This is a genomic window from Ruegeria sp. HKCCD6647-2, assembly GCF_057221075.1.
In genome coordinates this window covers 23,563-48,471 of sequence record NZ_JBWVBD010000012.1, presented here as the reverse complement: position 1 = coordinate 48,471, position 24,909 = coordinate 23,563, and the positions used below count along the sequence as shown (strand labels likewise).

The following is a 24,909-nucleotide window of genomic DNA, read 5'->3' as shown; positions in this document are numbered from 1 at the left end:
CAGACCCTCTCTTAGCTCACGCCGCTATCTGTCCCAAAATCCCTGACGACGGACATTTGCTGAATACGTTGCGCGAGATTAACCCTCGCATTGCATGGATCAACGATGCGCTTCCGCACTATGTCGAGAAAGGCGGAGCTTCTTTATTCATGGGGCTGATGATGCCACTCCTGACCAACCCTGACTTCGCCTCCACCGTTAGACCAAATTTCCTCAGGGGCCCATATGAGCCGCTGGACCAGTTACATGGGCACGCCAATTTGATGCGGAACTCGGTCGACACAGCTTGGGATTTCCGGTGGTCGCCGCTGGATCTTCCGGTGCTCTCGATCACTGGCATGCACGACCGGGTCTTCCGGGACGCCGAAGTTATAGATCGATTGTTTTCTGAATTGCCTGAGGCTCGCAGGGAGGATTGGGAAAACGCCGGCCACCTATTGCCACTTGAACGACCCGAACGCCTTGTTGAAAGCTTGGCAATCTTTGGAGCGGAGATCGAACGGCAATGAACATCCCCGCCAAATGGGCCTATCTAGCAGTATTTGTCGGCGTATGCGGTCACGCAAGTTCAGAGTTCTTTGCCAAATTGACCGGAGTAGCGGGCCCTGAGGTTTCTGTATGGCGTTATTTGATCGGCGCTGTCGGGCTAATTAGTTGGTCAATGATGCGCAGCGACACGCGCGACCTTTTGACTCCGTTGCGTGAGGATTGGCGGATTTTGGTGCCATTGTCGCTGCTTGGAGTTTCTCTCGCCTATCTTTTCTTTCACTGGTCGCTGGACTTCGCCAGCGTGATACAGGTGGCAACACTAGTAACAACGATCCCGATCTTCGTCGGGCTGTTAAATCTGTTGGTCAATCGCACCCCGATCTCTGCGGTCAAAATAATCACCGGCATTCTTGCTGTGGCTGGTGTCGCTGCGCTTCTGACTGATGGATACCTAGATGTGCTGACCGCAGGAGGTAAATCTCTATGGGGTGTTCTAATGGCAATTTTCTGCGCAGCTCTCGTAGCGGGATACTCCGTAATGGCCAAACCGCTTATGGTGCGCCACGGCGGAATGCGGATCACCACGCTGGCAATTGCAATCGGCGCAATTGGGTTGTGGATCGGCGTTGGCATCTTTTGGGGTAATTGGGTTAATCCATTGATGCTTGCCGAAATGCCCACGGTTGCATTCTGGTCGCTGATTGTACTGGGGCTTTGGAACACAACTATCACGCAACTTCTATGGTTCGGGGGGCTGGCGGCGGCCACCGACATGACGCGCGCCTCTTACATTTTTTTTCTTAAGCCGGTGATTGCAGCTGCTTTGGCGATAGTTTTCTTGGGCAACAGCCCAACATGGCTTCAGCTTGCGGCAATTGTTGTTGTGTCCGGATCAGTTTTTGTCGAAGTTTTTTGGCCGAATTCGCGAGAAGCCGAAGCACAGAGGTGAGATTAGAGAAGCAGGCTTCGGTGGTTTCAGATTGTTTCAAGAGCAATCGTTTGCAAAAGAGCGGCGAACCGCCTCTTTGTTGCGGTTCTCAGGATTTGCAAAGTCTAGTTGTGATTGTCCGGTTTGGGCTGAAAATACTACAAAGCCACAGCCGCAAATCGCAGGATTAAAGTTTGTCGCGATAGTTGTGGGTGTCTGAGTCTGGTGGCGACACCCGCAAAGCGAAACTCGAAAAATCGTTCATTCTTTGGTATCAGGCACACCCAGTTTTCGCAGATCCTCTACCCACCGATTGAGATACGCCTCACTCTCGAATGGCGCATTCATCGCCTCTTGGACAGTGAATTCGGGATTGGCCGCTAGAAACTCATCGATAACGGTCTGCGCATCACTGGGAAGACCAAGGCGTAAAAGAATTGGCGCGTAGGTGCGTTTCAAGCCGTCGGGTATTTCGTTCATTTGTTCAACTGAAGCCTTTGCATCTTCATACTCCTCGGCGAAGTACTGAGCCCAACCCAGATTCCAAAGATACCAGTCTTGGTGATGTGGGTTCAGCCGGATCGCTAGTTTCATGCGCTCAACGGCTTCAGGCGCCTTGCCGCCATAGACGAGCGGGTCGATGGAATCTGCCAGAACGGATGCCGAATTTGGATTCAGAGAAATTGCTTTGTCGTAAAGCGAAGCAGCCCGCTCAAGGTTACCGCTCTGAGTAGTTGCATTGGCTAAGACCCAATGACCTTTGAAATTGAAGGGTTCCAGTTCAATGGCTTTCCGCGCCATCTCAAATGCGCGCTCCAGTGATTCCTCGCGCGTTAAAGAGTTCGTCCACCCCCAACGATACCCGTTTATGTGTGCCCAAGCGTTTTCGACATACGCCCCAGCATAGTTCGGATCGAGAGCAATGGCTTTTGCGCTAAGCACTTCTGCTTTGATGTTTCCTTCTTTCGTGAAGGTAAACCATTCCTCCTGCGCGCGTTTGCGCAATTCGTAAGCGCCAAGACTATCAGTAGGCTGATGCTTAAGACGGCTGTACTCTGCCAGATCGATATTCGTGGAGAGAAGCGAAGCTATGGTTAGCGTTATCTCATCCTGTACTGAAAATATGTCCTGTAGGTCTCGGTCATAGCTGTCTGCCCAGATGTTCTGGCCCGTCGTCGCATCAATGAGTTGGGACGTCACGCGCAAGCGCTCATCGGCAATTTGAACGCTCCCCTCAACGATGTAGCGAACACCCAATTCCTCTGACACTTTCTGTATATCTGCCGGAGCGTCCTTGTATGAAAACGTTGAGTTTCGGGCGACCACGAAAAAATCTGCAAAACGGGACAAGGCGGTCAGGATGTTCTCACTCAGTCCGTCGCTGAGGTAATCTTGGCTCGGGTCGTTGTTGAGATTGTCGAACGCCATGACCGCGATGGAGGGTTTGCCAGACAGGGCCGCGGCTTGTTCATCCGTGTCCGGGGATCGCACCACGGACCAAGGTTGTAGCCATGCGGCGGCTACTAACGCCAGGACAATTGCGGTGCAACTTACCATAATCAGACGATTTTTCGTTGGCTTGTTCGTAAGTGGCACGATAGGAGAAACGATGGCTTTTGCCTTTTCATCCATTGTAAGGCGGTAGATGTGAACGGGTTCGGAGATGTTCTTGACCTCTCGCCTCCCCAAATCTTCTATGGTGAGATCGAGCTTGGTATGGACCTGTTCGAAAACGCTAGCCGACATGTAAATGCCATCCGGGACAGCCAGGCTTTCAATGCGTGCGGAAACATTTACACCATCCCCGTGAATGTCATCCTGATCTACGACGATGTCGCCAACATTAAGGCCGATACGGTATCGCACCTGCGAATCTTGCGGCAGGTCAGCATTGGCGACGCCTACATAGTGCTGCATGTCCAACGCACACCGAACGGCCTCAACTGCACTTGCAAACTCAAGAAGCAAGCCGTCGCCCATCAATTTGACGATGCGCCCATGTCGTGAAGCGACAATTGGTTCAAAAAACTGCTCGCGATGGGCTTTGACCCTTGCAAGCGTGCCGGCCTCGTCATTTCGAATAAGACGGCTATAGCCAACCACATCGGCGGCAAGTATCGCTGCTAGACGTCTTTCCAAAGACTGAACTCCCACAGTGGGCACCACGCTAAACGCAAAATTGCATCTAGGCCAGATGCGCTAGCCGAACACACATTTCCAAAAAGAGCGATTGTTAAGTCTTTTTAAGGCATCAGCCGTGAAGCTGTGCCTGACTGCGAAGTGCAGTAGTTCATTGAATGTCCGCTTGAGGCTGCGTGCTGTAGTCGCCCGATGCCCCTAGGACCAGATCTGATGCTATTGGGCCGCGACCCACACGCCGCACCGCCGCAAGGCAGCTCTTGAGATGGATAGGTTCTATGGCAACTTGGAATATCAACCAATGGTTCGCGGTGCGATGATGTCACTATTTGACAAACGCTTGCTAGCTTCAGCCATGAGGCCATCAAACGTCTTCAGAACAATTCCGCGGATCCAGGCTAGGGCCGGGTCAGCATCCAACTCGGCATTCCACATAACCCGGAAGACAAGATCAGGCATAACTTGCGGCGGTTCAAAGACTTGCAGGTCGTCGCCACCTGCGCCCTCCAACATGATCAAAGCAACGAAGTTGCCCATCATATTCGTGTTGTTCAGAGACGATGCGACGCCTGACCAACTGCCAGCGTGAAGCCCGATGCGCCGTTTCAAGCCTAGATTTGCAAAGTGCTCGCTGACAGTGCCGTGGATCGCGGCTGGAATGCGAACTACAACATGGGGCCAGCGCATCCAACTTTCCAGGCTCCAATCATTTGTCGCCGGATGGCCGCGCCGCGCCAGAACATACCGCTTCATCGGCTTCAGTGTTTGTGCTTTCAGGCCTTCTGGTAGAGGGAAGTTCGCGTTCCCGAATGCGATATCTATCTCGCCTTGTAAGATCTGGCCTATGGTCTCTTTGGAGTAGGGCTGCCAAGACAGTGCCGAATCCGGGGCCTCTCCCTGCATTCGTGAGATGACACTGGACGCGATGCAATCCAGCGCCGGTCCTGCCATGCGGAAAGTCCGAGAACATGTTGCGGGTTCGAACGGAGCAGGCGTCTGAACGGCGCGTTCGATTTGCGACAAGATCGGTCGGATCTCATGATATAGGGCCTCGGCCCGCGGACTTGGTTTCATGACGCCACCGGCGCGCACCAGCAATGGGTCATCCAACTGCTTACGCAAGCGCCCCAACGCATGACTCACCGCTGACGGCGTTCGACCAAGCTGTTCAGCAGCGCGGTTCACGCTGCCTTCTTCCATGAGAACTCGAAAGACAAAAAGCAGGTTCAGGTCGAGATTTCTTATCTGAATTTCATTCATGTTGCCTGAATGCTATTCGCTGGAGTGACGCTGAATGCTCCCATATTCAGAGGAAAGTGAATTGAAGTGCAATCGAAATCTGAAGGAATTTCACGATGATGCCATCCCTTCCGAAGCTTAAGACACTTCTGATCGATCAAGCGCCGCGCCTAATTCTTGGCGGTATTTTTCTGATAGGGGCGTTGGATGGCTTTGTGTTCATTCTTACAGACGCGCACCTTATACATCCGCCGACCTCTTCCGCCGGGCTTGCATTTGAAGTAGCGCTTAAAGAGGCCGGGTTTCTCTGGCCATTGATGAAAAGTGTCGAACTGGCAGGCGCGCTTCTTCTCTTGTCCAACCGAGCCCCAGCACTGGGGCTGGCTCTGTTGGCGCCGATTATGGCTGTTATCGTACTATTTCATGCCGCTCTCAATCCAGCAGGACTCCCGCTCGCGTTTGTCCTGGTTCTTTGCGGAAGCGCAACCCTGTGGGTCCAACGCACTAGGTATGCGGCTCTCCTTGAATCAGGCACACCCGAGGCACAGACCCGTCCCGTCTCCGCCTGAAATCTCAAAAAAAGGAGAGGACTAATGCCTGGAGTTATTGCGCCCTTACCCGACTCAGCTCAACCGATGACCTCCACCGCAAGGGAGCAAAGAATTGCGACGCACTCATTCAAACCTGAAGTCGGTATACGCTGGAACTGGACCGTTTTAGTTTTATCGATCACTGTTGTTGGACCAAGACCGTTGGCATTTTTGGAGAGTTCACGATGAAGTTCCTTCGTACACCGGACCAACGGTTTGACGGATTGCCAGATTTTGAATTTGGGCCGAACTATCTTGATGTGGATGATACCGAGGGCGGTCTTCTCCGTCTGCACTATTTGGACGAGGGACCGAAACAGGCACCGCCCGTATTGTTGATGCATGGAGAGCCAACCTGGTGCTTCCTGTATCGGCACATGATTCCGTTATTCAAAGATGCGGGCCATCGAGTTCTGGCTCCTGATTTGATTGGGTTTGGACGGTCGGACAAGCCAATTGAGCGATCCGACTACACCTACCAACGCCATGTAGACTGGATATCCGAGTGGTTGCGGAAAGTTGACCTGACGGGCATCACATTGGTTTGCCAGGACTGGGGCGGACTCATTGGCTTGCGGCTGGTTGCGAGTATGCCCGAGCGTTTCTCCCGTGTGGTCGTGGCGAACACGGCCTTGCCCACCGGTGACGTGCCCTTGGGCGACGCATTTCTTTCATGGCGGGAATACTCACAATCCGTACCTGAATTTAATTCGGGACGCATCGTATTCGGTGGCACAACTTCCAAGATTTCCGATGAAGAGGTTGCAGCCTACAACGCACCATTCCCGGATGCGCGCTATCTGGCAGGCGCCCGAGAATCTCCAGTGTTGGTGCCCGACTCGCCTGACAATCCAGCTTCAGAAGCCAACCGAGCCGCATGGGAAACCCTCAAGACCCTCGACACACCGTTTCTGACTGTTTTTGGAGAAGATGACAAGGTCATGGCGGGAGTAGACAAACTGTTCCAAAAGTCGATCCCTGGCGCAGTTGGTCAAAATCATTTCGTTGTGCCAAAAGCCGGGCATTTCATTCAAGAAGATGCTGGCAAAGAGCTGGCAAACGCGACTTTGAAGTTCATAGAGCAAACATAGCGGCTGTCAGATTAGTGTCTTCCCGTGCGGCCTCAACTCACACCAAATTTGCGACGCAAATGCTCAGCTAAGGCCGTTACGCGACGTGGTTGGGCTCGGCTCGGCGGAAACATCATTTGCAAAGGTTTCGGCGGTGGAAGGAAATCGCGCAAGACAGAAACAAGTCTGCCAGATCGAACATCGTCGCCGACATCCAGCTCGGACTTCAGTACGACCCCATGGCCTGCAATCGCCCAATCGCGGATGAGTGAACCATCATTGACTATTCGATTTCCCTTTACCGAAACGCGCTGGGCATTTGGCCCTGATCCAAACTCCCAAACGTTGTCAATGATGTCCCCAAACCTCATCACCAAGCAGTTGTGGTTCAATAGGTCTTCTGGTTTATCGGGCGTTCCGAATGAGGCCAGGTAACTTGGGGATGCACATACGAAACGTTGGTAGCTTCCTAGATTTCGCAACCTGAGCGAGCTGTCCGTAATGTTGCCGAAGCGAACGGCGAGGTCGAAACCCTGGCCGACAAGGTCGACATAGCCGTCAGAGAGGGACAGTTCGATTGAGACGGCAGGGTTCTCTTCGGTGAATTCGGCGATAACCTCGGACACAATGCTCCGTCCAAAGTCAATCGGCGCGCTTATGCGAATTGGACCAGACAGAGTTTCGGCGCCGTGCCGAACAAGTGTATCCAGGTCCGCAACCTCACTGAGAACGATTCTTGCTCCATCAGCGAGTGTCCGACCTTCTTCGGTCAAGCTGATAGAACGGGTGGTGCGGTTGAACAAAACCACACCGTAATGTGCCTCCAGAGCCGCGAGCCGCTCGGACACTGTTGTACTCGACAACCCTGTCTCGCGCGCCGCGGCCACCAGACTGCCTTTCTCGGCTATGGTCAGAAACAAGCGAAGATTGTCTAAAAGCATTAAACGGAAATTCCGGATTATATGTTCGATCCAGACCTGTTTATCCCGAAACTTCTGCGGCGTAAATCTAGCGCATCACTCAAGAACACAAGGAACATATTCCAATGGCCAAGCTGACAATCGTCGCCAACATCAAAGCCAACCCCGACAAGATTGACCTCGTAAAGGCCGAGCTGATCAAGCTCATCGACATAACCCGTGCCGAAGAGGGTTGCATTAACTACGACCTGCACCAGGACAACGACAACCCGGCTCATTTCGTGTTCTACGAAAATTGGGAAAGCCGAGAGCTTTGGCAAACCCACATGAGTGCTCAGCACCTTGCGACTTACCTGGAAGCAACCGAAGGCGCCATTGCGGAATTCACTTTGAATGAAATGACAGTCATCGGTTGATACAGAACCGGACAAAGGAGCACGCCATGAAAGCCGTCGGATACCGTGAGACAGGGTCGATTGATCGGGCGGACGCCCTGGTTGACTTCGAGGCCGACAAACCGACGCCGAAGGGGCGCGACTTATTGGTGAAAGTGCAGGCCGTGTCAGTAAACCCGGTCGATACGAAGATTCGGCAAAGACGTGCTCCTGTAGGTCCAGCACCTGATATTCTGGGGTGGGACGCAGTAGGGATCGTCGAAGCAGTTGGCGAAACGGTTGAGACTTTCCGTCCGGGAGATACAGTTTGGTATGCAGGGGCGATCAACCGACCGGGAACCAATGCCGAGTTTCATCTGGTAGATGAACGTATTGTCGGAGCCGCGCCAAAATCCATAACAGCGACAGCGGCAGCGGCGATGCCGCTTACGACGCTTACTGCTTATGAGATGCTGTTCGACCGCTTGCGAGTCCAAGATGCCGTTCCCGGCGGAACCAATACGTTGCTGATTATAGGCGGCGCAGGCGGTGTCGGGTCAACTACCATTCAATTGGCCCGAGCTCTCACTGACTTGACGGTGATTGCCACTGCTTCTCGACCCGAGACACAAGACTGGGTTCGAGAGTTGGGTGCCCACCATGTCATCAACCATGCTGAACCTTTGGGACCGCAGCTCGATGCGCTCGGTATCGAAAGCGTTGATTTTATCTACTCAACGAACCATTCCCAACTGTATGCATCTCAAGCTGGAGAGGTGATGACACCCCAAGGTCGTTTTGGGTTGATAGACGATCCAGAAACCTTCGACATTGCGCCGTTCAAACCCAAGTCGATCTCAATACATTGGGAGTTCATGTACACCCGTTCGCTTTTTGGGACTAGCGATTTGAGCCGTCAAAGTGAAATCCTGAATCAGGTCGCCGGGTTGATAGACGATGGAAAGATCAGATCCACGGCAACGGATACACTTGGTCGGATCAATGCTACAAACTTAATGAAAGCGCATACGATCCTTGAAAGCGGGAAAGCCAAAGGAAAGCTCGTGCTTGAGGGATTCTAGATGAGAATTGAACGGCTGGATCACGTGAACATAGTAACGACCAGGTTGCCTGACATGGTCGCCTGGTATGAAGAGGTCCTGGGTTTGAAACCTGGGGCCCGCCCCGATTTTCCGTTCCCCGGAGCATGGTTGTATGCGGGTGACCACGCTGTGGTTCACCTTGTGGGTCATGAAGGAACGCCCAATGTCGGCTCCGAAGTGAAGCTAAAGCTCGAGCATTTTGCGCTCTCAGCCACGGGGTTGGACGCATTCGAGGAAAAGCTGATCTCGAGTCAGACCCAGTATCGCAAAACTGACGTCCCGGGGGCTCGAATAGTCCAAATCCATTTGGCCGATCCTGATGGAAATCATATTCATATAGACTTCGAAGAAACCGGGTAAGTGGCAAACACTCGAAATAGTCGGAACGCAAAATCAAGCTCGTAACTTCATGCCGAATAGGGATTGAGGTTCTTGCCGGGTTGCTTCCAAGAATTACGTGGGCCAACATTTTTTGAGCGGTGCAAACGTCGATTTGGAGATCAGCATGCCGGACCTCGAAACAAACAAGAAAAATGTCATCGCTTTCTACGAAATGATGTTCAACGAGTGTCGACCTGCCGAGGCCATAGCGACCTTTGTTGGTGAAACCTATACGCAGCACAACCCACATGTTGGCGACGGCAAGCAAGCCTTTGTCGAGTACTTCGAGCGCATGGCCGCCGAATACCCGGGAAAGCGCGTGGACATCAAACGTGCCTTTGCTGAAGACGACCACGTTATTCTGCATTGCCATCAAATCTGGCCTGATGGTCTCGAGTACGCAGGGATCGATATTTTTCGCTTGGATGCTGATGGTAAGGTTGTCGAACACTGGGACGTTCTTCAGGAAGTTCCAGCAAACAGCGAGAATGACAATGGCATGTTTTGACTTAACCCTTCTGACAGTGGTGCATGGAACTTCGAATGTTCCTGTCGGCTGAACCACCATAATCAAAGGCCATAAGTCTGATCCAAGAATCCCGCCGAAGCGTATCTATAAGAACCCTTCAGCAAGGAAATAAATATGCTCCCAAAGAGTATTCTTGCGGCGACCCTTGGATTACTTGCAGCTACTTCGCTTCAAGCTGGTGTACAAATTCGCTTTATAGAAGGCGCACCCAAGGACCGTTTTGTTCTGACAAAAGTCGGAACGTGCGAAGTAGAAGCCTCGACCCTCAAAATTTAATTGTCGCAATCCGCCGGACGTCTGATTTTCGACGTTACCGAAAAAGGCGCGGGTGTAGAGGTTTTCCAACCTCTCGAATTCGTTGAGGGTGCGGATGCTCTGCGGCAAATTCCGGCGGTCGTGGACGGGCAAGATACAATTGAACTTGAGATTGCATCCCTCGAAGCCGGGGACAAACTCGCCTTCACCATCGATGTAGATGACACTATCGGGCAACGCGAAATCACCGTAACGGGGTCGGAGATCGAAGGCGCCAGGGTGTCGTATATCGATGCGGATGAGACCAGTACTGCGACCTTCTCTTCCGAAGCACTTGTGAACGTGACGACCAAGGACTGCTGAAAGCTATCCTACAATGTCGAATTGGTTGATTCGCATAGCATTTCTCGCCCTCATGTTGGGAGGCGGTATCCTGATCGGGATACACCGCTATCGGCGGCGTGGTGATCACCGCATCGAGGCTTTGCGATTTTGCCATCGACGGGCAGATCCTTTTGAACCAACGTGCGTTTTTAGACATAGAAGAGTATGTAGAGACAGAAGAACTGGGAGAAAGAAAGATGAAGGGCATCGGTAATCCTGTGCAGATTTTTCGTGTCCTCAGTCTCTCTGATCAGGCTAAGTGATGCGATTGCTTTTAGGAGTTCATGCGTTCTTTGCATTGACTCTTCGCGACACCGATCCACCTTCCTGAAGCAGTTTTTAGGGGCATTCTGAGTGTTTGCAAGGACCATCGCCTTGTTGCTCTGCACCGTGTCCAATCCAGTCGCGGCATTGCAGCTGCGCGAAACGGGGCGCTATGAGCTCAACCAACCCGCAAGTCTTGACTACGATCCGACGTTTTGTGGGTTGTGGATTGCGAACGAGGGGCCCGAGGCCATTCTCGTTACATTGCAAGGTGATGAGTTGCGCCGCATATCCGGCGATCTCTTCCGTATCAAAGCAATTGCTATTGAAGGGGCTCACTTGTTGGTAGGCGACGGTCTTGGCAGCCTCCAACGTGTCACTAAGGAAAGAGTCACTTTAGGAGCACCATTTGAACTTGAAGGTGGATTTGCGGATACCGAAGGGATCGCGATCAATGCCACGGGGCACATCGTGACCGTAGAAGATGACCCGGAACGGTTGTCCTGGTTCACTTCAGAGGGTGCTTTGACGGCGAGGTTGGATACCATGAAGCTCTCTCCCCCCTTGAGCGAGGCACAAGGGATCGCGATTGACCCACGCACCGGTCACATGTTGATTGTTGATGACTTGGAAGGGTCAAACAGCCTGTATGAGTTCACGGCTGATGGCCAACTGCTCGCCCAGCAATGCTTGTTGGAATTCGGAACCGATCCGGAAGGCATCGCCATTAGGCCAGGATCCAACCAACTTTTCGTGGCATACGACGGTGGCGCGAAGATTGTGACATTTGACTACACACCCACCTTGCCTGAAGGATCACCGCCGCTTCCCCCGGGCGGAGATTGCATGATGTTCTAAGAATTTGGCTTCGTATTCTGGCTAGCGCCGGTATTTTGCCTAGTCCCGTTCGCTGTCCAATGCTTCTCGTATGCGCGTCAGATTCGGCAGCGAATTGTGAAATGGATCGGACCCGAGATCGGACAGAACTGGACCTAGGGCTTCCGACATCTGCTCCATACACGCGCTCAAAAACTCAGCGCCTTGCGGCGTGGACCGGGCAATTTTCGAACGCTTGTCATAGGGGTTGGCTTCAAGGGTAATCAGGGCTTGGTTTTCAAGGCTGGCGAGCATATGCGTCATCGATGTCTTGGGCACTTGAAAAGCGTTCGATAGCTGAAGTGGAGTTTCTCCCTCGGGGCGCCGGACCAGGTGGCCCAATATGCCAAATTGGGTTGCAGTCATTCTGCCAGGTAAGAACGCTTCAAGCTTGGTCGAGATCAGCTGATTAATGATACCGACCTCGGTGAAGAACAGGTAGACTTCGTTGGTCTCATCTTCAGGCTTCATTCAGAATTCGTGTCTCCAGCGGCCAGCGGGGTGTGGCAATTGGCTCGGGTCCATACCCCAAACGCAGCAACATTTGCACCGTGTGGCCCGGTGACGCAAGAAGCTCATGCGCCAGAGCATATTCATCGGCCATCTCGGGATACTCCTGAAGTGCCTGACTGACCGGATGAACGCCCAGACCCATTTCGGTTGTCTTCAGGTAGAAACGCATCAACTGACGTCCGGCATCGAGTTGATCGCTTCGCGTGTTTGTGGCTGTGGTGAGGACTGCGTACTGCGGCGTCGCGTCTAGCATGGCGAAGTAGCCTCGCATGTGTGATTGAGTGCCTGGATGATCAACGTTCATCAAGGTCTCATTGTCCAACAGGCCAGTAAGCCGCAGCGTTTCCAGCATAGGATCGCGTAACTCAATCCCGTCTGGGTTGGCGTTGATTTCTGCTTTACCGATCCGCATCAGGTCGACGGATTCCTTTAAAGTTTGTGGTGTTCGCATCTCGATCTCAAAGGCGCGTTTCGTGAGGTCTCGAATACGGGCCGCCAATTCGTCATCGGTAATCAAAGTGGCAAAGTTTCCAAGCGCAGACATTTGGGCGGTAGAGAGGCGCTGCTCAGTGTACGGTTCTTTGTTGGAATGTCGGTTGAGGATTTGATCCGAGAGTGGATCGGGTGCTCCGCCAGGCACAAACACTGCTTCTGCGATTGGTCCGTCATCACCATCAGGCAGTAACTTGACCTCGGAATCAAACCCAAGAGCACCTGCCGCCAGAACCATCGTCTCAACAAATGCACCGAGGCCAATATAGAGCTGACGGTGATAAGGATCGGTTTCTGGAAGCTCGCGATCAGTATCACGGTGGATGCGCACTTTGTCTTGACCCACCAACTCGACTAGCCAAGGTTGCAAATTGTGCGGGTTGGGGGCGAGAATTGCGTAAGACAAAGCGGCTTTGCGGGGATCGTCATACGGTTTTGGCGTCCACGGAGCCAGAGCAATATGGGGCGTTCGCGTGGAGAGGAACCCAACCGCGCCCGTTGCCGCTAGTATCGTGCCTCCACCTAGAATTTTTAGAAAACGTCTTCTGTTTGGCATCTTGGTTCTCCAATAGTACTATATCGAACTAAATAATACGAAGTCGTACTAAATCAACCCCCATGGGTGCGTTGACTGGTTATATGACTTGGAGAAAAGAAAACTAGAACAACCGGGCGCCATTGCGGACTACCGTTTTCGACAAGTATTCGGGGTGCCAAGGCGTCAAAACAATCAGTTCTTTTAGACGGTTAAAGAACGAGCACGAGAAGATCGGAGACTGTTAAGGCGTTGCTTTTCGAGTATCTCACAGAGCATAGCCTTGGCTTGGAGCCTTTGTGCTCGATGACGTTCACAGGGTCGACATCCGGTCGACCTCCACTAATCGCTTGGGAGACGACGCGGTAATCGGTGTCTTAAGCCGGACATCGGTTCAGGTTTGTTGTCGATAGTCTTTAGTATATTTACTGCAACCCAGCATTGAGACATGCTGCCTTAGATGCGCTTAAAGCTGTTAGGCGCTGGCTTTGGGTCACTTTTTCGAGCACCTAAGGACAGAAGCCAGAGTGCTTTCGAGTTGGAGTGCAAGCTTTTGGGCTAATCGTGCAAAGTTATGCGCAAATACCGTGCAAATCTATGGGCGAAAACTCAAGGTTTTCTTCAATGAAATCAGTGATGAAAGCGCAACATTATGAGCATATCTACAGTGCGTGCGGAGCTCAAGCTGCTTGATGATGAGGGAGAGGTGAGCGATTGTTCCGGCTGAACGGGGCGCAAATGGCACGTCTCGAACCGTACTATGCAATTGCTTTGCAACGTGGATTCGAAAAAGTGTTTTGCGCATATGTTTGAGAATCTGGCTAGACTCTGCGCCGACCGGCCAATCATAAGCGAACGCACACATCTTTAAGCGCACTTCGCCGTAGCGAGCCTTTCAATAGCGCGATAAAGTCCCGAGCAACCGGAGGCACCAATAGGCTCGACCGAAATGCCACCTTTGCCTAGACCCTGGCGCCGAATGATGAGCAGTGTGGATAATGGAAAACACCAGGCAGAATGGCACCTTTTCCTCTGACGCAGCATCACGGCGTCTTGAGGCCTTTGATACACGCCGCAGTTGGCAGTTGGGTACATTGGGTCCGGCCCTGGTTCTGGCAATCTGCGCAATGTGGGTCGGTGTCACGTGGTGGGAGCTGATAGAGAACGGCACCAATGCTATCTCGATAGACTTTCGGGTTTTCTGGGCTGCGGCGCGCCTTGCCTTTCTAGGCGAACCTCTGGCGGCATTCGACATAGAGAAATTGGCGTCGGTTCACGGCATTCGTGACGAAAAATGGATGCCCTGGTTGTATCCGCCAGGCTTTCTGATCGCGCTGATGCCACTCGGAGCTTTTGCATTTCCGGTGGCCTGGCTTGTGTTCCTCGTCGTTTCTGTATTGGCTATGTTGGCTGCAGTTCGACCATTTTCTGGCGGCATCATACCCGTCTGGATTGGCTTTGCTCTCGCGCCGGCAATGCTGCCGTCACTCCTGATGGGACAAACCAGCGTTTTGTGGTTCGCCACTTTGTTAGCTGCCCTGGCGTCGCTGCGGGATAACAGACCGATCATGGCGGGCGTCTTGATTGGAATTCTGACGCTCAAGCCGCAACTCGGTCTGATGATTCCGATTGCATTGTTGGCGTGTTCTGCATGGCGAACAATTGCCGCAGCCACTGTCACGACGTTGCTCATTTTGGCAGTGCCGACGTTAATCCTCGGCGTCGATTACTGGACAGACTTCCAGGAACTGAACCAACTTCATCTCACGATCGTAAGGACCGCCAGTGCTGAAAATGACCTGATGACAAGCATTTACTCGGCTCTCTCCGGGATCGGAATACCTGAGCCCTGGGCGCTTGCAGCTCAGTGGTTGGTGGCTGCGCTGGCCGCAGTTTTTGTTGCGGTCGCGTGGCACAATCCCAAGATCGAATTCGATCTTCGGGCCGCGACCCTGTTATTGGCGATCATGCTTTCAGCCCCTTATTTCTGGTACTATGAATGTACACTTCTTGCGCCTGCTGCACTTTTCTTGATCAGAGGCGGTGCTCTGACGACCAACTGGTGGGGCAATTGTCTCGCCGCTTTGATGTGGCTGGGTGTCGCGCCCGCAACGCTGTTGGTTGTATTTACTGACGTCGACGCGATTTCAGTGCGATACACATTCTTACCTGTCGCACTGGCCGCGTGTGCGATATGTTGGCATGCTGTTTTTCAAAGGCTGCGTATGCATAAGAATCTATAGTCAACTGTAGGCACCGCGGTTTCCCCGTCAGTTTTCGACAGATTCACTGAGCTTTATTACTCGTTTTTCCGCAATTGCCTGGCGTCTGCACCCGCTGATTATTGTTGCTGCAGTGTAGCAGGGGTCCAGAGATAGGAAGGTAGTAGAGGCGCAGACCATCCGGCATCAATACCTACAGCATTAACTGGCCAAAACCAAACCAGAAGTCCCAATACAATACCACCTGCGGCTTCGTAAAACTTTCCGGATTTACTAACCTTTTCAGGCTCTCTCCATTTGATACTCGCATTTCACCAATAAAGCTATGGCAATCAGCTGAAGCGAGGCTTCCTTCTTAATCGCACCTTACCTTGCTCATTCGTCGGACAATCAGGCAATTCGACCAGTTTTTCGCTTATCCGACAACACTGCCCGGTTGATGACCTTCGAGAGTGCTTCAGCGTTAAAGGCACACACGTTTTTGCAGCGTGCGACTGTGCGTTATTTTTTACTTTTTGTGGTATTTTCGACGCAAAAGCCCGAAGCCATTGGGCCGCAACATTGCTAAAATCAAAGTAAAATTTGCGACTTGTGGTGTTTGTCTTTTGCCTTTGTTTTCAATATTTTAACATCCGACAAGCAGGCGCGGGATTTCACATCTAAACGGACACCCCGTCGCTCAATTTGGTATGCCAAATTGTGGCGTTCAAGTCGGGTTCATTGTTCAGAAGGTTGCTCGGAATAAGATCAAAAATTCAATGAAATTGAGCATTTATGAGCATTTATGTTCGGAAGAAATGGTGCCCAGGAGAGGACTCGAACCTCCACGTCCATACGGACACTAGCACCTGAAGCTAGCGCGTCTACCAATTCCGCCACCTGGGCAGGTGTCGTGGAGGGGCGTTTAAGCCTACTGGCGGGAGGCGTCAACCGGATTCGGGTGGAAAATTGAAAGTTTTTTGACGCCAGGCCAAAAGCACCTCGAACACTCGTTTCTTTTCCCTGCTGCGCGGCGTTATTGCGCCTTGTTTGCCGGCCCGTGGAGCGGTAGATCGAAGCAAGACCCTCGCTACAGGAGCCCCATCATGTCCAAAATGGTCACGATTTACGGTGGATCGGGATTTGTCGGCCGTTATATCGCCCGACGTATGGCAAATGAAGGATGGCGCGTGCGGGTTGCGGTGCGACGCCCCAACGAGGCGATGTTCGTCAAACCTTACGGTGTCGTGGGTCAGGTCGAACCCTTTCTCTGTAACATTCGCGATGACGCCTCGGTCGCCATGGCGATGCACGGGGTCGATGCCGTGGTCAATTGCGTTGGTGTTTTGAACGAACTGGGTAAAAACGAGTTTGACAAGGTTCAGGCTGAAGGGGCCGGGCGGGTCGCCCGTCTGGCTGCGGAACGGGGCATTTCCCGTATGGTGCACATATCTGCGATTGGTGCGGATGCGAACTCGGACAGCGAGTATTCCCGCACCAAGGCAGAGGGTGAGTCCGCTGTGCTGGCCCATATGCCCGGTGCGGTCATCCTGCGCCCATCGGTGATCTTTGGAACCGAGGATCAGTTCTTTAACCGCTTTGCCGCCATGACCCGACTGGGGCCGATTCTGCCCCTGGTCGGTGCGGAGACGCGTTTTCAGCCAGTCTATGTGGATGACGTCGCGCAAGCTGCCGTTCAGGGTGTATTGGGGCACGCGGCCGCTGGTACGTACGAGCTGGGCGGGCCTGAGATCAAGACTTTCCGGGCGTTGATGCAGCAGATGCTGGAGGTCATTCACCGCCGCCGTGTCATTGTCGGTTTGCCTTTCTGGATCGGCAAGATCATGGCGGGTGTACTGGATATTGCAAAATTCGTCAGCTTTCAGCTGTTTCCGAACCACATCCTGACGAAGGATCAACTGAAAAACCTGCGCCGCGACAATGTCGTGTCTGAGGGAGCCATGACCTTCGCCGATTTGGGTATCGAGCCGGCTGCATTGGATTCCGTATTGCCTGAGTACCTATGGAAATTCCGGCCTGCGGGTCAGTATGATGACATCCAGAATTCGGCCGGGAACCTGCGGATCTGATCAGCTGTAGGCGATGATCAGAAGGACAGCGCCAAGTACCACGCGGTAAATCACGTAGGGCGTGAAGCTGACGCTGCGCAGCAAACGCATCATCAGCGTCAAAGCCAGTAACGCTGCAATGAAGGCAAAGAACGCGGCTATAGCGCCATCTTTCGCCAACTGTACGTCCGCTTGACGGATCACGTCCACGGACAGCAAGGTTCCGGATGCAAGGATCGTGGGAATGGACATCAACATGGCAATGCGGGTGCCATCTTCCCGCGCATAGCCAAGCTGACGTGCGCCCGTGATCGTAATGCCGGAACGCGACGTGCCTGGGATCAAGGCCAGCACCTGCCACAACCCCATGATTATTGCGTCTCGAATGCCCCAATCAGACGCTTGTTTTGTTTGCGGGCCTTTCTGGTCCATCCAATACAGCAGCAGACCGAATACCAGCATCGTCCATCCGATAACCGTGATGGAGCGCAAGGACTGGCTGACGCCCGTCAGATGCAGAATTGCCCCGACAATCACCGTGGGTATGGTTGCGATGATCAGGCACAAGGCCAGGCGCGACTGAGGGGTTTCAAGCCTCCCAATCAGAGCGTCGGGAAGCCCTGCGAACGCCTGCTTCACATCGGCCCAGAAATACAGAACAACAGCGCCCAGCGTGCCGACATGCACCGCAACATCTATTGTCAGGCCCTGGTCGTCCATGCCGGTCAGGCTGGGCAAAAGGATAAGATGTCCCGAGGACGAGATCGGCAAAAATTCGGTAATACCCTGAATAATTGCCGCGAGAATCAACTGAAACAAACTCATCTGCCCTGCCGTGGTGCCGTCACGTGTTGTTTGATTTTATGGGTATAAGTGTGGTGTCAGAAAGAAAAGCATTCATATGGGCCCGTATCGGACCTAAATTTGTGAGACATTTCTCATTTTTGGGGTCGCGCACTGAATTTTCGTATAACTAGGTCAGTACAGTTGACTTTTCATTCGAATTGACATCCCTTAAAGAAACCCGACCAAGCCAATTCATGGAGTCTGACCCGTGGCCAAGCAACCGATGCTGAAATTTGTGCAGATCGACCGTGTCATGCCCGAAAAGCGTGCCGCTGATGACCGCAAGGAAGACTTTGACGAAATCTATGCCGAGTTCGCGGCTGAAAAGGCGGCCGAGCAGGCCAGCCGTTGCAGCCAGTGCGGCGTGCCATATTGTCAGTCGCATTGCCCGCTGCACAATAACATCCCCGACTGGTTGCGCCTGACTGCGACCGGGCGCTTGGAAGAGGCCTATCAAACCAGCCAGGCCACCAACACTTTCCCCGAGATCTGCGGTCGTATCTGCCCACAGGATCGGCTGTGCGAAGGCAATTGCGTGATTGAACAGTCGGGTCACGGTACTGTCACCATCGGTACGATCGAGAAATACATCACCGACACGGCCTGGGACAAAGGTTGGATTCAACCCGTGACACCGACTGCCGAGCGCAGCGAAAGCGTTGGTGTCATCGGTGGTGGCCCGGGAGGTCTGGCCGCGGCGGACATGCTGCGTCGTGCGGGTATCCAGGTGACTGTTTATGACCGCTATGACCGTGCCGGTGGCTTGCTGATGTACGGCATTCCGGGTTTCAAGCTGGAAAAGGACATCGTCCAGCGCCGCAACGATCTGCTGGCGGATGGCGGCGTTGAATTCGTTCTGAACTGCGACGTGGATGCCACCAAATTCGAAGAAATCCGTACCAAACATGACGCCGTGATCATCGCGACAGGAGTCTACAAGTCCCGTGACCTGTCCATGCCCGGCAGCGGTCTGGCCGGTATCGAGAAAGCCATAGATTTCCTGACCGCCTCGAACCGCAAAAGCTTTGGCGACGAAGTTGAGGATTTCGACAATGGCCGGCTGAACGCCGAAGGTAAGAAAGTTGTCGTCATTGGCGGCGGCGACACCGCGATGGACTGCGTTCGAACCTCGGTCCGTCAGGGCGCGACCTCGGTCAAGTGCCTTTACCGTCGTGACCGGGCCAACATGCCGGGCTCGCAGCGTGAGACGCAGAATGCCGAGGAAGAAGGCGTGATCTTCGAATGGCTGAGCGCGCCCAAAGGGTTCACTGGCGATGACAAAGTGTCCGGTGTGATGGTGCAAAAGATGCGTCTGGGCCAACCCGATGCGTCGGGTCGTCAGGCCCCCGAGATCATCGAAGGCGCGGATTACGTGGAAGAGGCCGATCTGGTCATCAAGGCTCTGGGGTTCGAGCCCGAAGACCTGCCCACCCTGTTCGGTCAGCCCGACTTGCCTGTGACCCGTTGGGGCACTGTCAAGGCCGCGTTCCAAACCGGTGAGACCGAGATGGACGGCGTCTATGCCATCGGTGATATCGTGCGTGGCGCCTCGCTGGTGGTTTGGGCCATTCGCGACGGCCGGGATTGCGCCGACGCAATTATCGACCGGTTCAACAGCAAGGCTGCCGTGGCAGCCGAGTAACCCCACAGTCCAGCGACAGGAGGGTCAGGAATGCCCGAATTGCAAGGTCAATGCATGTGCGGCGCGGTCACTGTGACCGCCACCCCGGCGAAAAATGTGCTGGGGGCGTGCCATTGCGACCAGTGCCGCCGTTGGACCAGCTCGATGCTGGTGACATTCCCGGCCGAGCCCGGTTACGCCGCATTGGGACCGGTAAAAACCTTCACTTCGTCCGAATGGGCCGAGCGCGCCTTTTGCGGCGAATGCGGCTCGTCCTTGTGGTATCGGATCACTTTGCCGGGCGAGATGCACGGCCAGACCCAAATGGCCGCGGGGCTGTTCGAAAACGGTACCGGCAGCCAACTGAAACTAGAACTCTACATCGACAAAAAGCCCGAGGGGTATGCGTTCGCGGGCGAGCGCAAGCAGATGACCAAGACGCAAGTCGAAGCCATGTTTGCCCCATCCGAAGAAGGAGACAGCCAATGACCAAATACGATGCCGATTGGGTGCGGGCGGAAGAAGCCAAGCGAAAGTGGATGGCGGAAAACGGTCTCTATTCCGAGGAAGAAGAGCATTCTTCCTGCGGTGTGGGTCTTGTTGTTTCGGTCGATGGCAAGGCGTCGCGCAAGGTTGTCGACGCCGGTATCGATGCGCTGAAGGCGATCTGGCACCGCGGTGCAGTAGACGCCGATGGCAAGACAGGCGACGGCGCGGGCATCCATGTGCAGATCCCGGCGCCTTTCTTCTATGACCAGATACGCCGTACCGGTCACGAGCCGCGCATGAACGAGTTGATCGCAGTTGGTCAGGTCTTTTTGCCCCGTACCGATTTCGGCGCGCAGGAGCAGTGCCGGACCATCGTGGAAACCGAAGTGCTGCGGATGGGCTACTACATCTATGGCTGGCGTCATGTGCCGGTGGATGTGACCTGTCTGGGGGAAAAGGCCAATGCGACCCGTCCCGAGATCGAGCAGATTTTGATCTCGAATTCCAAGGGCGTGGATGAGGAAACCTTCGAGCGTGAGCTTTATGTGATCCGCCGTCGGATCGAAAAGGCCGCAGCCGCAGCCGGAATCTCTGGCCTCTACCTCGCCTCGCTGAGCTGCCGGTCGATCATCTACAAGGGCATGATGCTGGCCGAGCAGGTCGCCGTCTTCTACCCCGACCTGATGGACGATCGGTTCGAAAGCGCCTTTGCCATCTATCACCAGCGCTATTCCACCAACACCTTTCCGCAATGGTGGCTGGCGCAGCCGTTCCGCATGCTGGCGCATAACGGCGAGATCAACACGCTGAAGGGCAATATCAACTGGATGAAAAGCCATGAGATCCGCATGGCGTCGGCGTCCTTTGGTGATCACGCGGAAGACATCAAGCCCATCATTGCCGGCGGGTCGTCGGATTCCGCCGCATTAGACTCGGTTTTCGAGGTTTTGGTGCGCGCTGGTCGCTCGGCGCCGATGGCGAAAACCATGCTGGTGCCGGAAAGCTGGTCCAAGCAGGCGGTCGAGCTGCCACAGGCCTGGCGCGACATGTATTCGTACTGCAATTCGGTGATGGAGCCGTGGGACGGCCCCGCAGCGCTGGCGATGACGGATGGGCGCTGGGTGTGCGCTGGGTTGGATCGGAACGGTCTGCGCCCGATGCGCTATGTGGTAACGGGTGACGGGCTGGTGATCGCCGGGTCCGAGGCGGGCATGGTGCCGATCGATGAGGCCACCGTGGTCGAGAAAGGCGCACTGGGTCCGGGTCAGATGCTGGCCGTGGACATGAAAAAGGGCAAGCTGTTCCGCGACACGCAAATCAAGAATAAACTGGCGCGCGCGTTGCCGTTTGGCGAATGGGTCGGAAAGATCAATGATCTCGACGACACGCTGGCCGGCGTGATCGAACAGCCGCTGTTTACAGGTGAAGAACTGCGCAAGCGCCAGATTGCGGCAGGGTATTCGGTCGAGGAACTGGAGCAGATTCTGGCTCCGATGGCTGAAGACGGGAAAGAGGCGCTGGCCTCGATGGGCGATGACACGCCCTCGGCGGTGCTGTCCAAGCAATACCGCCCGCTCAGCCACTTTTTCCGCCAGAACTTCAGCCAGGTGACGAACCCGCCGATCGACAGCTTGCGCGAATATCGTGTGATGTCTTTGAAGACACGGTTCGGCAACCTCAAGAACGTGCTGGATGAGGACAGCAGCCAGACCGAAATCATCGTGCTGGAGAGCCCTTTTGTCGGCAACGCGCAATGGGAACGGCTGGTCGAAAACTTCAATTCTCCGCTGGCCGAGATCGATTGTACCTTTGAGTCCGGCGAAGGCGCATTGGACACCGCATTGACCCGTATCAGAGCTGAAGCCGAGGAGGCCGTACGCTCGGGCGCCGGACATCTGGTCCTGACGGACCATCATTCCGGTCCGGGCAAGGTGGCGATGCCAATGATCCTGGCGACCAGCGCCGTGCACAGCCATCTGACACGCAAAGGCTTGCGCACGTTCTGCTCGCTCAACGTGCGGTCTGCTGAGTGTATCGACCCGCATTACTTCGCGGTGCTGATCGGTTGTGGTGCGACCGTTGTGAATGCGTATCTGGCAGAGGATTCGCTGGCGGACCGAATCGAGCGTGGTTTGCTGGACGGCACACTGACCGAGAATGTCGCGCGCTACCGTGAAGCCATCGACCAGGGCCTGCTCAAGATCATGGCGAAGATGGGTATTTCGGTTGTTTCGTCCTACCGCGGCGGTCTGAATTTTGAGGCCGTTGGTCTGAGCCGCGCCATGGTGGCCGAATATTTCCCGGGTATGACAAGCCGCATTTCGGGTATTGGTATCCATGGTATCCGGGTCAAGGCGGAAGAGATTCACGCCAAGGGCTGGAACAGCGGTCTGGACGTGCTGCCTATTGGTGGTTTCTACAAGGCACGTCAATCTGGCGAGACCCATGCCTGGGAAGCCACCTCGATGCATATGATGCAAATGGCCTGTAACAGAGCCTCATATGAGCTGTGGAAGCAGTATTCGGCCAAGATGCAGTCCAACCCGCCGATTCATCTGCGTGACCTGATGGATTTCAAACCGCTGGGCAAACCGATCCCGCTGGAGGAGGTGGAGTCCATCACATCGATACGCAAACGGTTCGTGACGCCAGGCATGTCGCTCGGCGCGCTGAGCCCCGAGGCGCACAAGACGCTGAACGTGGCGATGAACCGGATCGGTGCCAAGTCCGACTCGGGCGAGGGCGGCGAAGACCCGGCGCATTTCGTGCCGGAACCCAATGGCGACAACCCATCGGCCAAGATCAAACAGGTGGCCTCGGGCCGGTTCGGTGTGACCGCCGAATACCTGAACCAGTGTGAAGAGCTGGAGATCAAGGTTGCGCAGGGTGCGAAACCCGGTGAGGGCGGTCAGCTGCCGGGCATGAAGGTCACCGACCTGATCGCGCGTCTGCGGCACTCGACCAAGGGCGTGACCCTGATCTCGCCGCCGCCGCACCACGATATCTACTCGATCGAGGATCTGGCGCAGCTGATCTACGACCTGAAACAGATCAACCCGCGCTGCAAGGTGACGGTCAAGCTGGTTGCGTCGTCGGGGGTTGGCACGATTGCAGCCGGTGTGGCCAAGGCGAAAGCGGATATTATCCTTATTTCGGGTCACAATGGCGGCACCGGTGCCTCGCCAGCGACCAGCATTAAATATGCCGGTCTGCCGTGGGAGATGGGCCTGACCGAGGCGCATCAGGTTCTGGCGATGAACAACCTGCGCGACCGCGTGACCTTGCGGACCGACGGCGGCCTGCGCACGGGTCGTGACATCGTCATGGCTGCGATGATGGGGGCCGAGGAATACGGCATCGGGACCGCCGCCCTTATCGCGATGGGCTGTATCATGGTGCGTCAGTGCCAGTCGAACACCTGCCCGGTTGGTGTGTGTACGCAGGACGAATCCTTGCGGGCCAAGTTCACCGGCAACGCGGACAAGGTGGTGAACCTGATCACCTTCTACGCACAGGAAGTGCGTGAATTGCTGGCCAGCCTCGGCGCGCGATCGATTGACGAGATCATCGGCCGGGCTGATCTGTTGGCTCAGGTCAGCCGGGGTTCGGCGCATCTGGACGATCTGGACCTGAACCCGCTGCTGATCACCGTCGATGGCTCGGCCAATATCGTTTACGATCGCGACAAGGACCGCAATGCGGTGCCTGATACGCTGGACGCCGAGATCGTGCGCGATGCTGCCCGGTTCCTGAAGGATGGTGAAAAGATGCAGCTGTCTTATGCGATCCAGAACACGCACCGGACCGTAGGTACCCGCACATCGAGCCATATCGTCAAGAATTTCGGGATGCGGAACACGTTTCAGGATGACCACCTGCATGTGAAACTACAGGGTTCGGCCGGGCAATCGCTGGGGGCCTTTGCGGCACCCGGGCTCAAACTGGAAGTGTCGGGCGATGCCAACGACTATGTCGGCAAGGGCCTGTCGGGCGGAACCATCGTTGTCCGTCCGCCGCAGGTCAGCCCGCTGAAAGCGGACGACAACACGATCATAGGCAACACGGTTCTGTACGGTGCAACCGATGGTCACCTGTTTGCCGCGGGACGTGCCGGAGAACGGTTTGCTGTTCGAAACTCGGGCGCGACGGTGGTGATCGAGGGATGCGGCTCGAACGGTTGTGAGTACATGACGGGCGGCGTGGCCGTGATCCTGGGGGACATCGGCGCCAACTTTGGCGCGGGCATGACCGGGGGTATGGCCTATCTCTACGACCCCGAGGGCAAGGCGCAACTGCTGATGAACATGGAGACGCTGGTGACCTGCCCCGTGACCGTAGATCACTGGGAAGATCAGCTGAAAACCCTGATCCAGCGCCATGTTTCAGAAACCGGCAGCCGTAAGGCAGTCGACATTCTGCAGCATTGGGATGTCGAGAAAGGCCATTTTCTGCAGGTTTGCCCGAAAGAGATGTTGGACAAGCTGAGCCATCCGCTGTCGATTGCAGCGACGGCCGTTCCTGCAGAATAGCCGTTTATCGACCCAGAAAGCGAAACCCCGCGTGTCCTGAGCAACACGCGGGGTTTCGTAATTTGCGCATTCT

Annotated in this window: 22 protein-coding genes and 1 tRNA gene; 16 read left to right on the top strand and 7 right to left on the bottom strand. The window is 54.7% G+C overall.

From position 1 onward, the window contains the following. Both AC2TDJ_RS20450 and AC2TDJ_RS20445 read left to right on the top strand, forming a co-directional pair. Positions 1-509 (top strand): alpha/beta fold hydrolase (locus AC2TDJ_RS20450; protein ID WP_480844527.1); only part of this gene is annotated, 509 nt, incomplete at its 5' end. Beyond that, on the top strand, positions 506-1,438 hold the full coding sequence (locus AC2TDJ_RS20445; protein WP_480844526.1) for a DMT family transporter: 933 nt from the start codon (positions 506-508) through the stop codon (positions 1,436-1,438). The genes AC2TDJ_RS20450 and AC2TDJ_RS20445, both read left to right, overlap by 4 nt. Before the next feature lie 240 nt (positions 1,439-1,678). Here the strand turns inward: AC2TDJ_RS20445 and AC2TDJ_RS20440 are convergent, their stop codons facing one another. Next, complete coding sequence (locus tag AC2TDJ_RS20440; protein ID WP_480844525.1) at positions 1,679-3,556, bottom strand: adenylate/guanylate cyclase domain-containing protein; 1,878 nt, start codon at positions 3,554-3,556, stop codon at positions 1,679-1,681. A gap of 294 nt (positions 3,557-3,850) precedes the next feature. Continuing rightward, complete coding sequence (locus AC2TDJ_RS20435) at positions 3,851-4,816, bottom strand: LysR family transcriptional regulator (protein ID WP_480844524.1); 966 nt, start codon at positions 4,814-4,816, stop codon at positions 3,851-3,853. 95 nt (positions 4,817-4,911) lie between these two features. Between AC2TDJ_RS20435 and AC2TDJ_RS20430 the strand changes: the two genes are divergently transcribed. Both AC2TDJ_RS20430 and AC2TDJ_RS20425 read left to right on the top strand, forming a co-directional pair. Then, the gene (locus AC2TDJ_RS20430; RefSeq protein ID WP_480844523.1) at positions 4,912-5,364 is read left to right on the top strand and encodes a hypothetical protein; all 453 of its coding nucleotides are present in this window, start codon (positions 4,912-4,914) and stop codon (positions 5,362-5,364) included. Positions 5,365-5,570: 206 nt separating this feature from the next. Further along, complete coding sequence (locus AC2TDJ_RS20425) at positions 5,571-6,476, top strand: haloalkane dehalogenase (protein WP_480844522.1); 906 nt, start codon at positions 5,571-5,573, stop codon at positions 6,474-6,476. A 32-nt stretch (positions 6,477-6,508) separates the two neighbouring features. Here the strand turns inward: AC2TDJ_RS20425 and AC2TDJ_RS20420 are convergent, their stop codons facing one another. Next, positions 6,509-7,396, bottom strand: a complete 888-nt coding sequence (locus AC2TDJ_RS20420; protein WP_480844521.1) for a LysR family transcriptional regulator — start codon at positions 7,394-7,396, stop codon at positions 6,509-6,511. Between the two features lie 104 nt (positions 7,397-7,500). Here AC2TDJ_RS20420 and AC2TDJ_RS20415 point away from each other — a divergent pair, with 104 nt between their 5' ends. The 7 genes from AC2TDJ_RS20415 (at position 7,501) to AC2TDJ_RS20385 (ending at position 11,523) form a co-directional block, all read left to right on the top strand. Continuing rightward, entirely contained in the window at positions 7,501-7,791 is a 291-nt protein-coding gene (locus AC2TDJ_RS20415) for a putative quinol monooxygenase (protein ID WP_480844520.1), read from the top strand. A gap of 26 nt (positions 7,792-7,817) precedes the next feature. Further along, the gene (locus AC2TDJ_RS20410) at positions 7,818-8,831 is read left to right on the top strand and encodes a zinc-binding alcohol dehydrogenase family protein (RefSeq protein WP_480844519.1); all 1,014 of its coding nucleotides are present in this window, start codon (positions 7,818-7,820) and stop codon (positions 8,829-8,831) included. Next, positions 8,832-9,212: a VOC family protein gene (locus AC2TDJ_RS20405; RefSeq protein ID WP_480844518.1), complete on the top strand. Its 381-nt coding sequence runs from the start codon at positions 8,832-8,834 to the stop codon at positions 9,210-9,212. A gap of 145 nt (positions 9,213-9,357) precedes the next feature. Further along, positions 9,358-9,741 (top strand): nuclear transport factor 2 family protein, encoded by a 384-nt coding sequence (locus AC2TDJ_RS20400; RefSeq protein ID WP_480844517.1) that lies wholly within the window; start codon positions 9,358-9,360, stop codon positions 9,739-9,741. Between the two features lie 297 nt (positions 9,742-10,038). Then, positions 10,039-10,380 (top strand): aggregation factor core, encoded by a 342-nt coding sequence (locus AC2TDJ_RS20395; protein ID WP_480844516.1) that lies wholly within the window; start codon positions 10,039-10,041, stop codon positions 10,378-10,380. Positions 10,381-10,481: 101 nt separating this feature from the next. Beyond that, positions 10,482-10,664 (top strand): hypothetical protein, encoded by a 183-nt coding sequence (locus AC2TDJ_RS20390; RefSeq protein ID WP_480844515.1) that lies wholly within the window; start codon positions 10,482-10,484, stop codon positions 10,662-10,664. Positions 10,665-10,755: 91 nt separating this feature from the next. After that, the gene (locus AC2TDJ_RS20385) at positions 10,756-11,523 is read left to right on the top strand and encodes a hypothetical protein (protein WP_480844514.1); all 768 of its coding nucleotides are present in this window, start codon (positions 10,756-10,758) and stop codon (positions 11,521-11,523) included. 39 nt (positions 11,524-11,562) lie between these two features. On the opposite strand, the gene AC2TDJ_RS20380 is transcribed toward AC2TDJ_RS20385, so the two are convergent. Both AC2TDJ_RS20380 and AC2TDJ_RS20375 read right to left on the bottom strand, forming a co-directional pair. Then, entirely contained in the window at positions 11,563-12,012 is a 450-nt protein-coding gene (locus AC2TDJ_RS20380; protein WP_480844513.1) for a MarR family winged helix-turn-helix transcriptional regulator, read from the bottom strand. Then, on the bottom strand, positions 12,002-13,102 hold the full coding sequence (locus AC2TDJ_RS20375) for an Acg family FMN-binding oxidoreductase (protein WP_480844512.1): 1,101 nt from the start codon (positions 13,100-13,102) through the stop codon (positions 12,002-12,004). The genes AC2TDJ_RS20380 and AC2TDJ_RS20375 overlap by 11 nt, the downstream gene beginning before the upstream one ends. A 1,106-nt stretch (positions 13,103-14,208) precedes the next feature. Between AC2TDJ_RS20375 and AC2TDJ_RS20370 the strand changes: the two genes are divergently transcribed. Further along, positions 14,209-15,324, top strand: a complete 1,116-nt coding sequence (locus AC2TDJ_RS20370) for a glycosyltransferase family 87 protein (RefSeq protein WP_480844511.1) — start codon at positions 14,209-14,211, stop codon at positions 15,322-15,324. A 777-nt stretch (positions 15,325-16,101) separates the two neighbouring features. Here the strand turns inward: AC2TDJ_RS20370 and AC2TDJ_RS20365 are convergent. After that, positions 16,102-16,188, bottom strand: a tRNA-Leu gene (locus tag AC2TDJ_RS20365). Between the two features lie 200 nt (positions 16,189-16,388). Between AC2TDJ_RS20365 and AC2TDJ_RS20360 the strand changes: the two genes are divergently transcribed. Next, on the top strand, positions 16,389-17,372 hold the full coding sequence (locus AC2TDJ_RS20360; protein ID WP_480844510.1) for a complex I NDUFA9 subunit family protein: 984 nt from the start codon (positions 16,389-16,391) through the stop codon (positions 17,370-17,372). Here AC2TDJ_RS20360 and AC2TDJ_RS20355 read toward each other — a convergent pair whose 3' ends face one another. Then, positions 17,373-18,176 carry an undecaprenyl-diphosphate phosphatase gene (locus AC2TDJ_RS20355; protein WP_480844509.1) on the bottom strand — a complete coding sequence of 268 codons (804 nt, stop codon included), beginning with the start codon at positions 18,174-18,176 and terminating at the stop codon, positions 17,373-17,375. It lies immediately after the preceding gene. Positions 18,177-18,405: 229 nt separating this feature from the next. Here AC2TDJ_RS20355 and AC2TDJ_RS20350 point away from each other — a divergent pair, with 229 nt between their 5' ends. Genes AC2TDJ_RS20350 through gltB form a run of 3 tightly spaced genes read left to right on the top strand, consistent with a single transcriptional unit; the run spans position 18,406 to position 24,836 of the window. Continuing rightward, positions 18,406-19,839, top strand: a complete 1,434-nt coding sequence (locus tag AC2TDJ_RS20350) for an NAD(P)-dependent oxidoreductase (RefSeq protein WP_480844508.1) — start codon at positions 18,406-18,408, stop codon at positions 19,837-19,839. A gap of 30 nt (positions 19,840-19,869) precedes the next feature. Then, a complete protein-coding gene (locus AC2TDJ_RS20345) occupies positions 19,870-20,307 on the top strand; it encodes a GFA family protein (RefSeq protein WP_480844507.1) in 438 nt (145 codons plus the stop codon). After that, entirely contained in the window at positions 20,304-24,836 is a 4,533-nt protein-coding gene (gene gltB, locus AC2TDJ_RS20340; RefSeq protein ID WP_480844506.1) for a glutamate synthase large subunit, read from the top strand. Before AC2TDJ_RS20345 ends, gltB begins: the two co-directional genes overlap by 4 nt. The last annotated feature ends 73 nt before the right edge of the window (positions 24,837-24,909 follow it).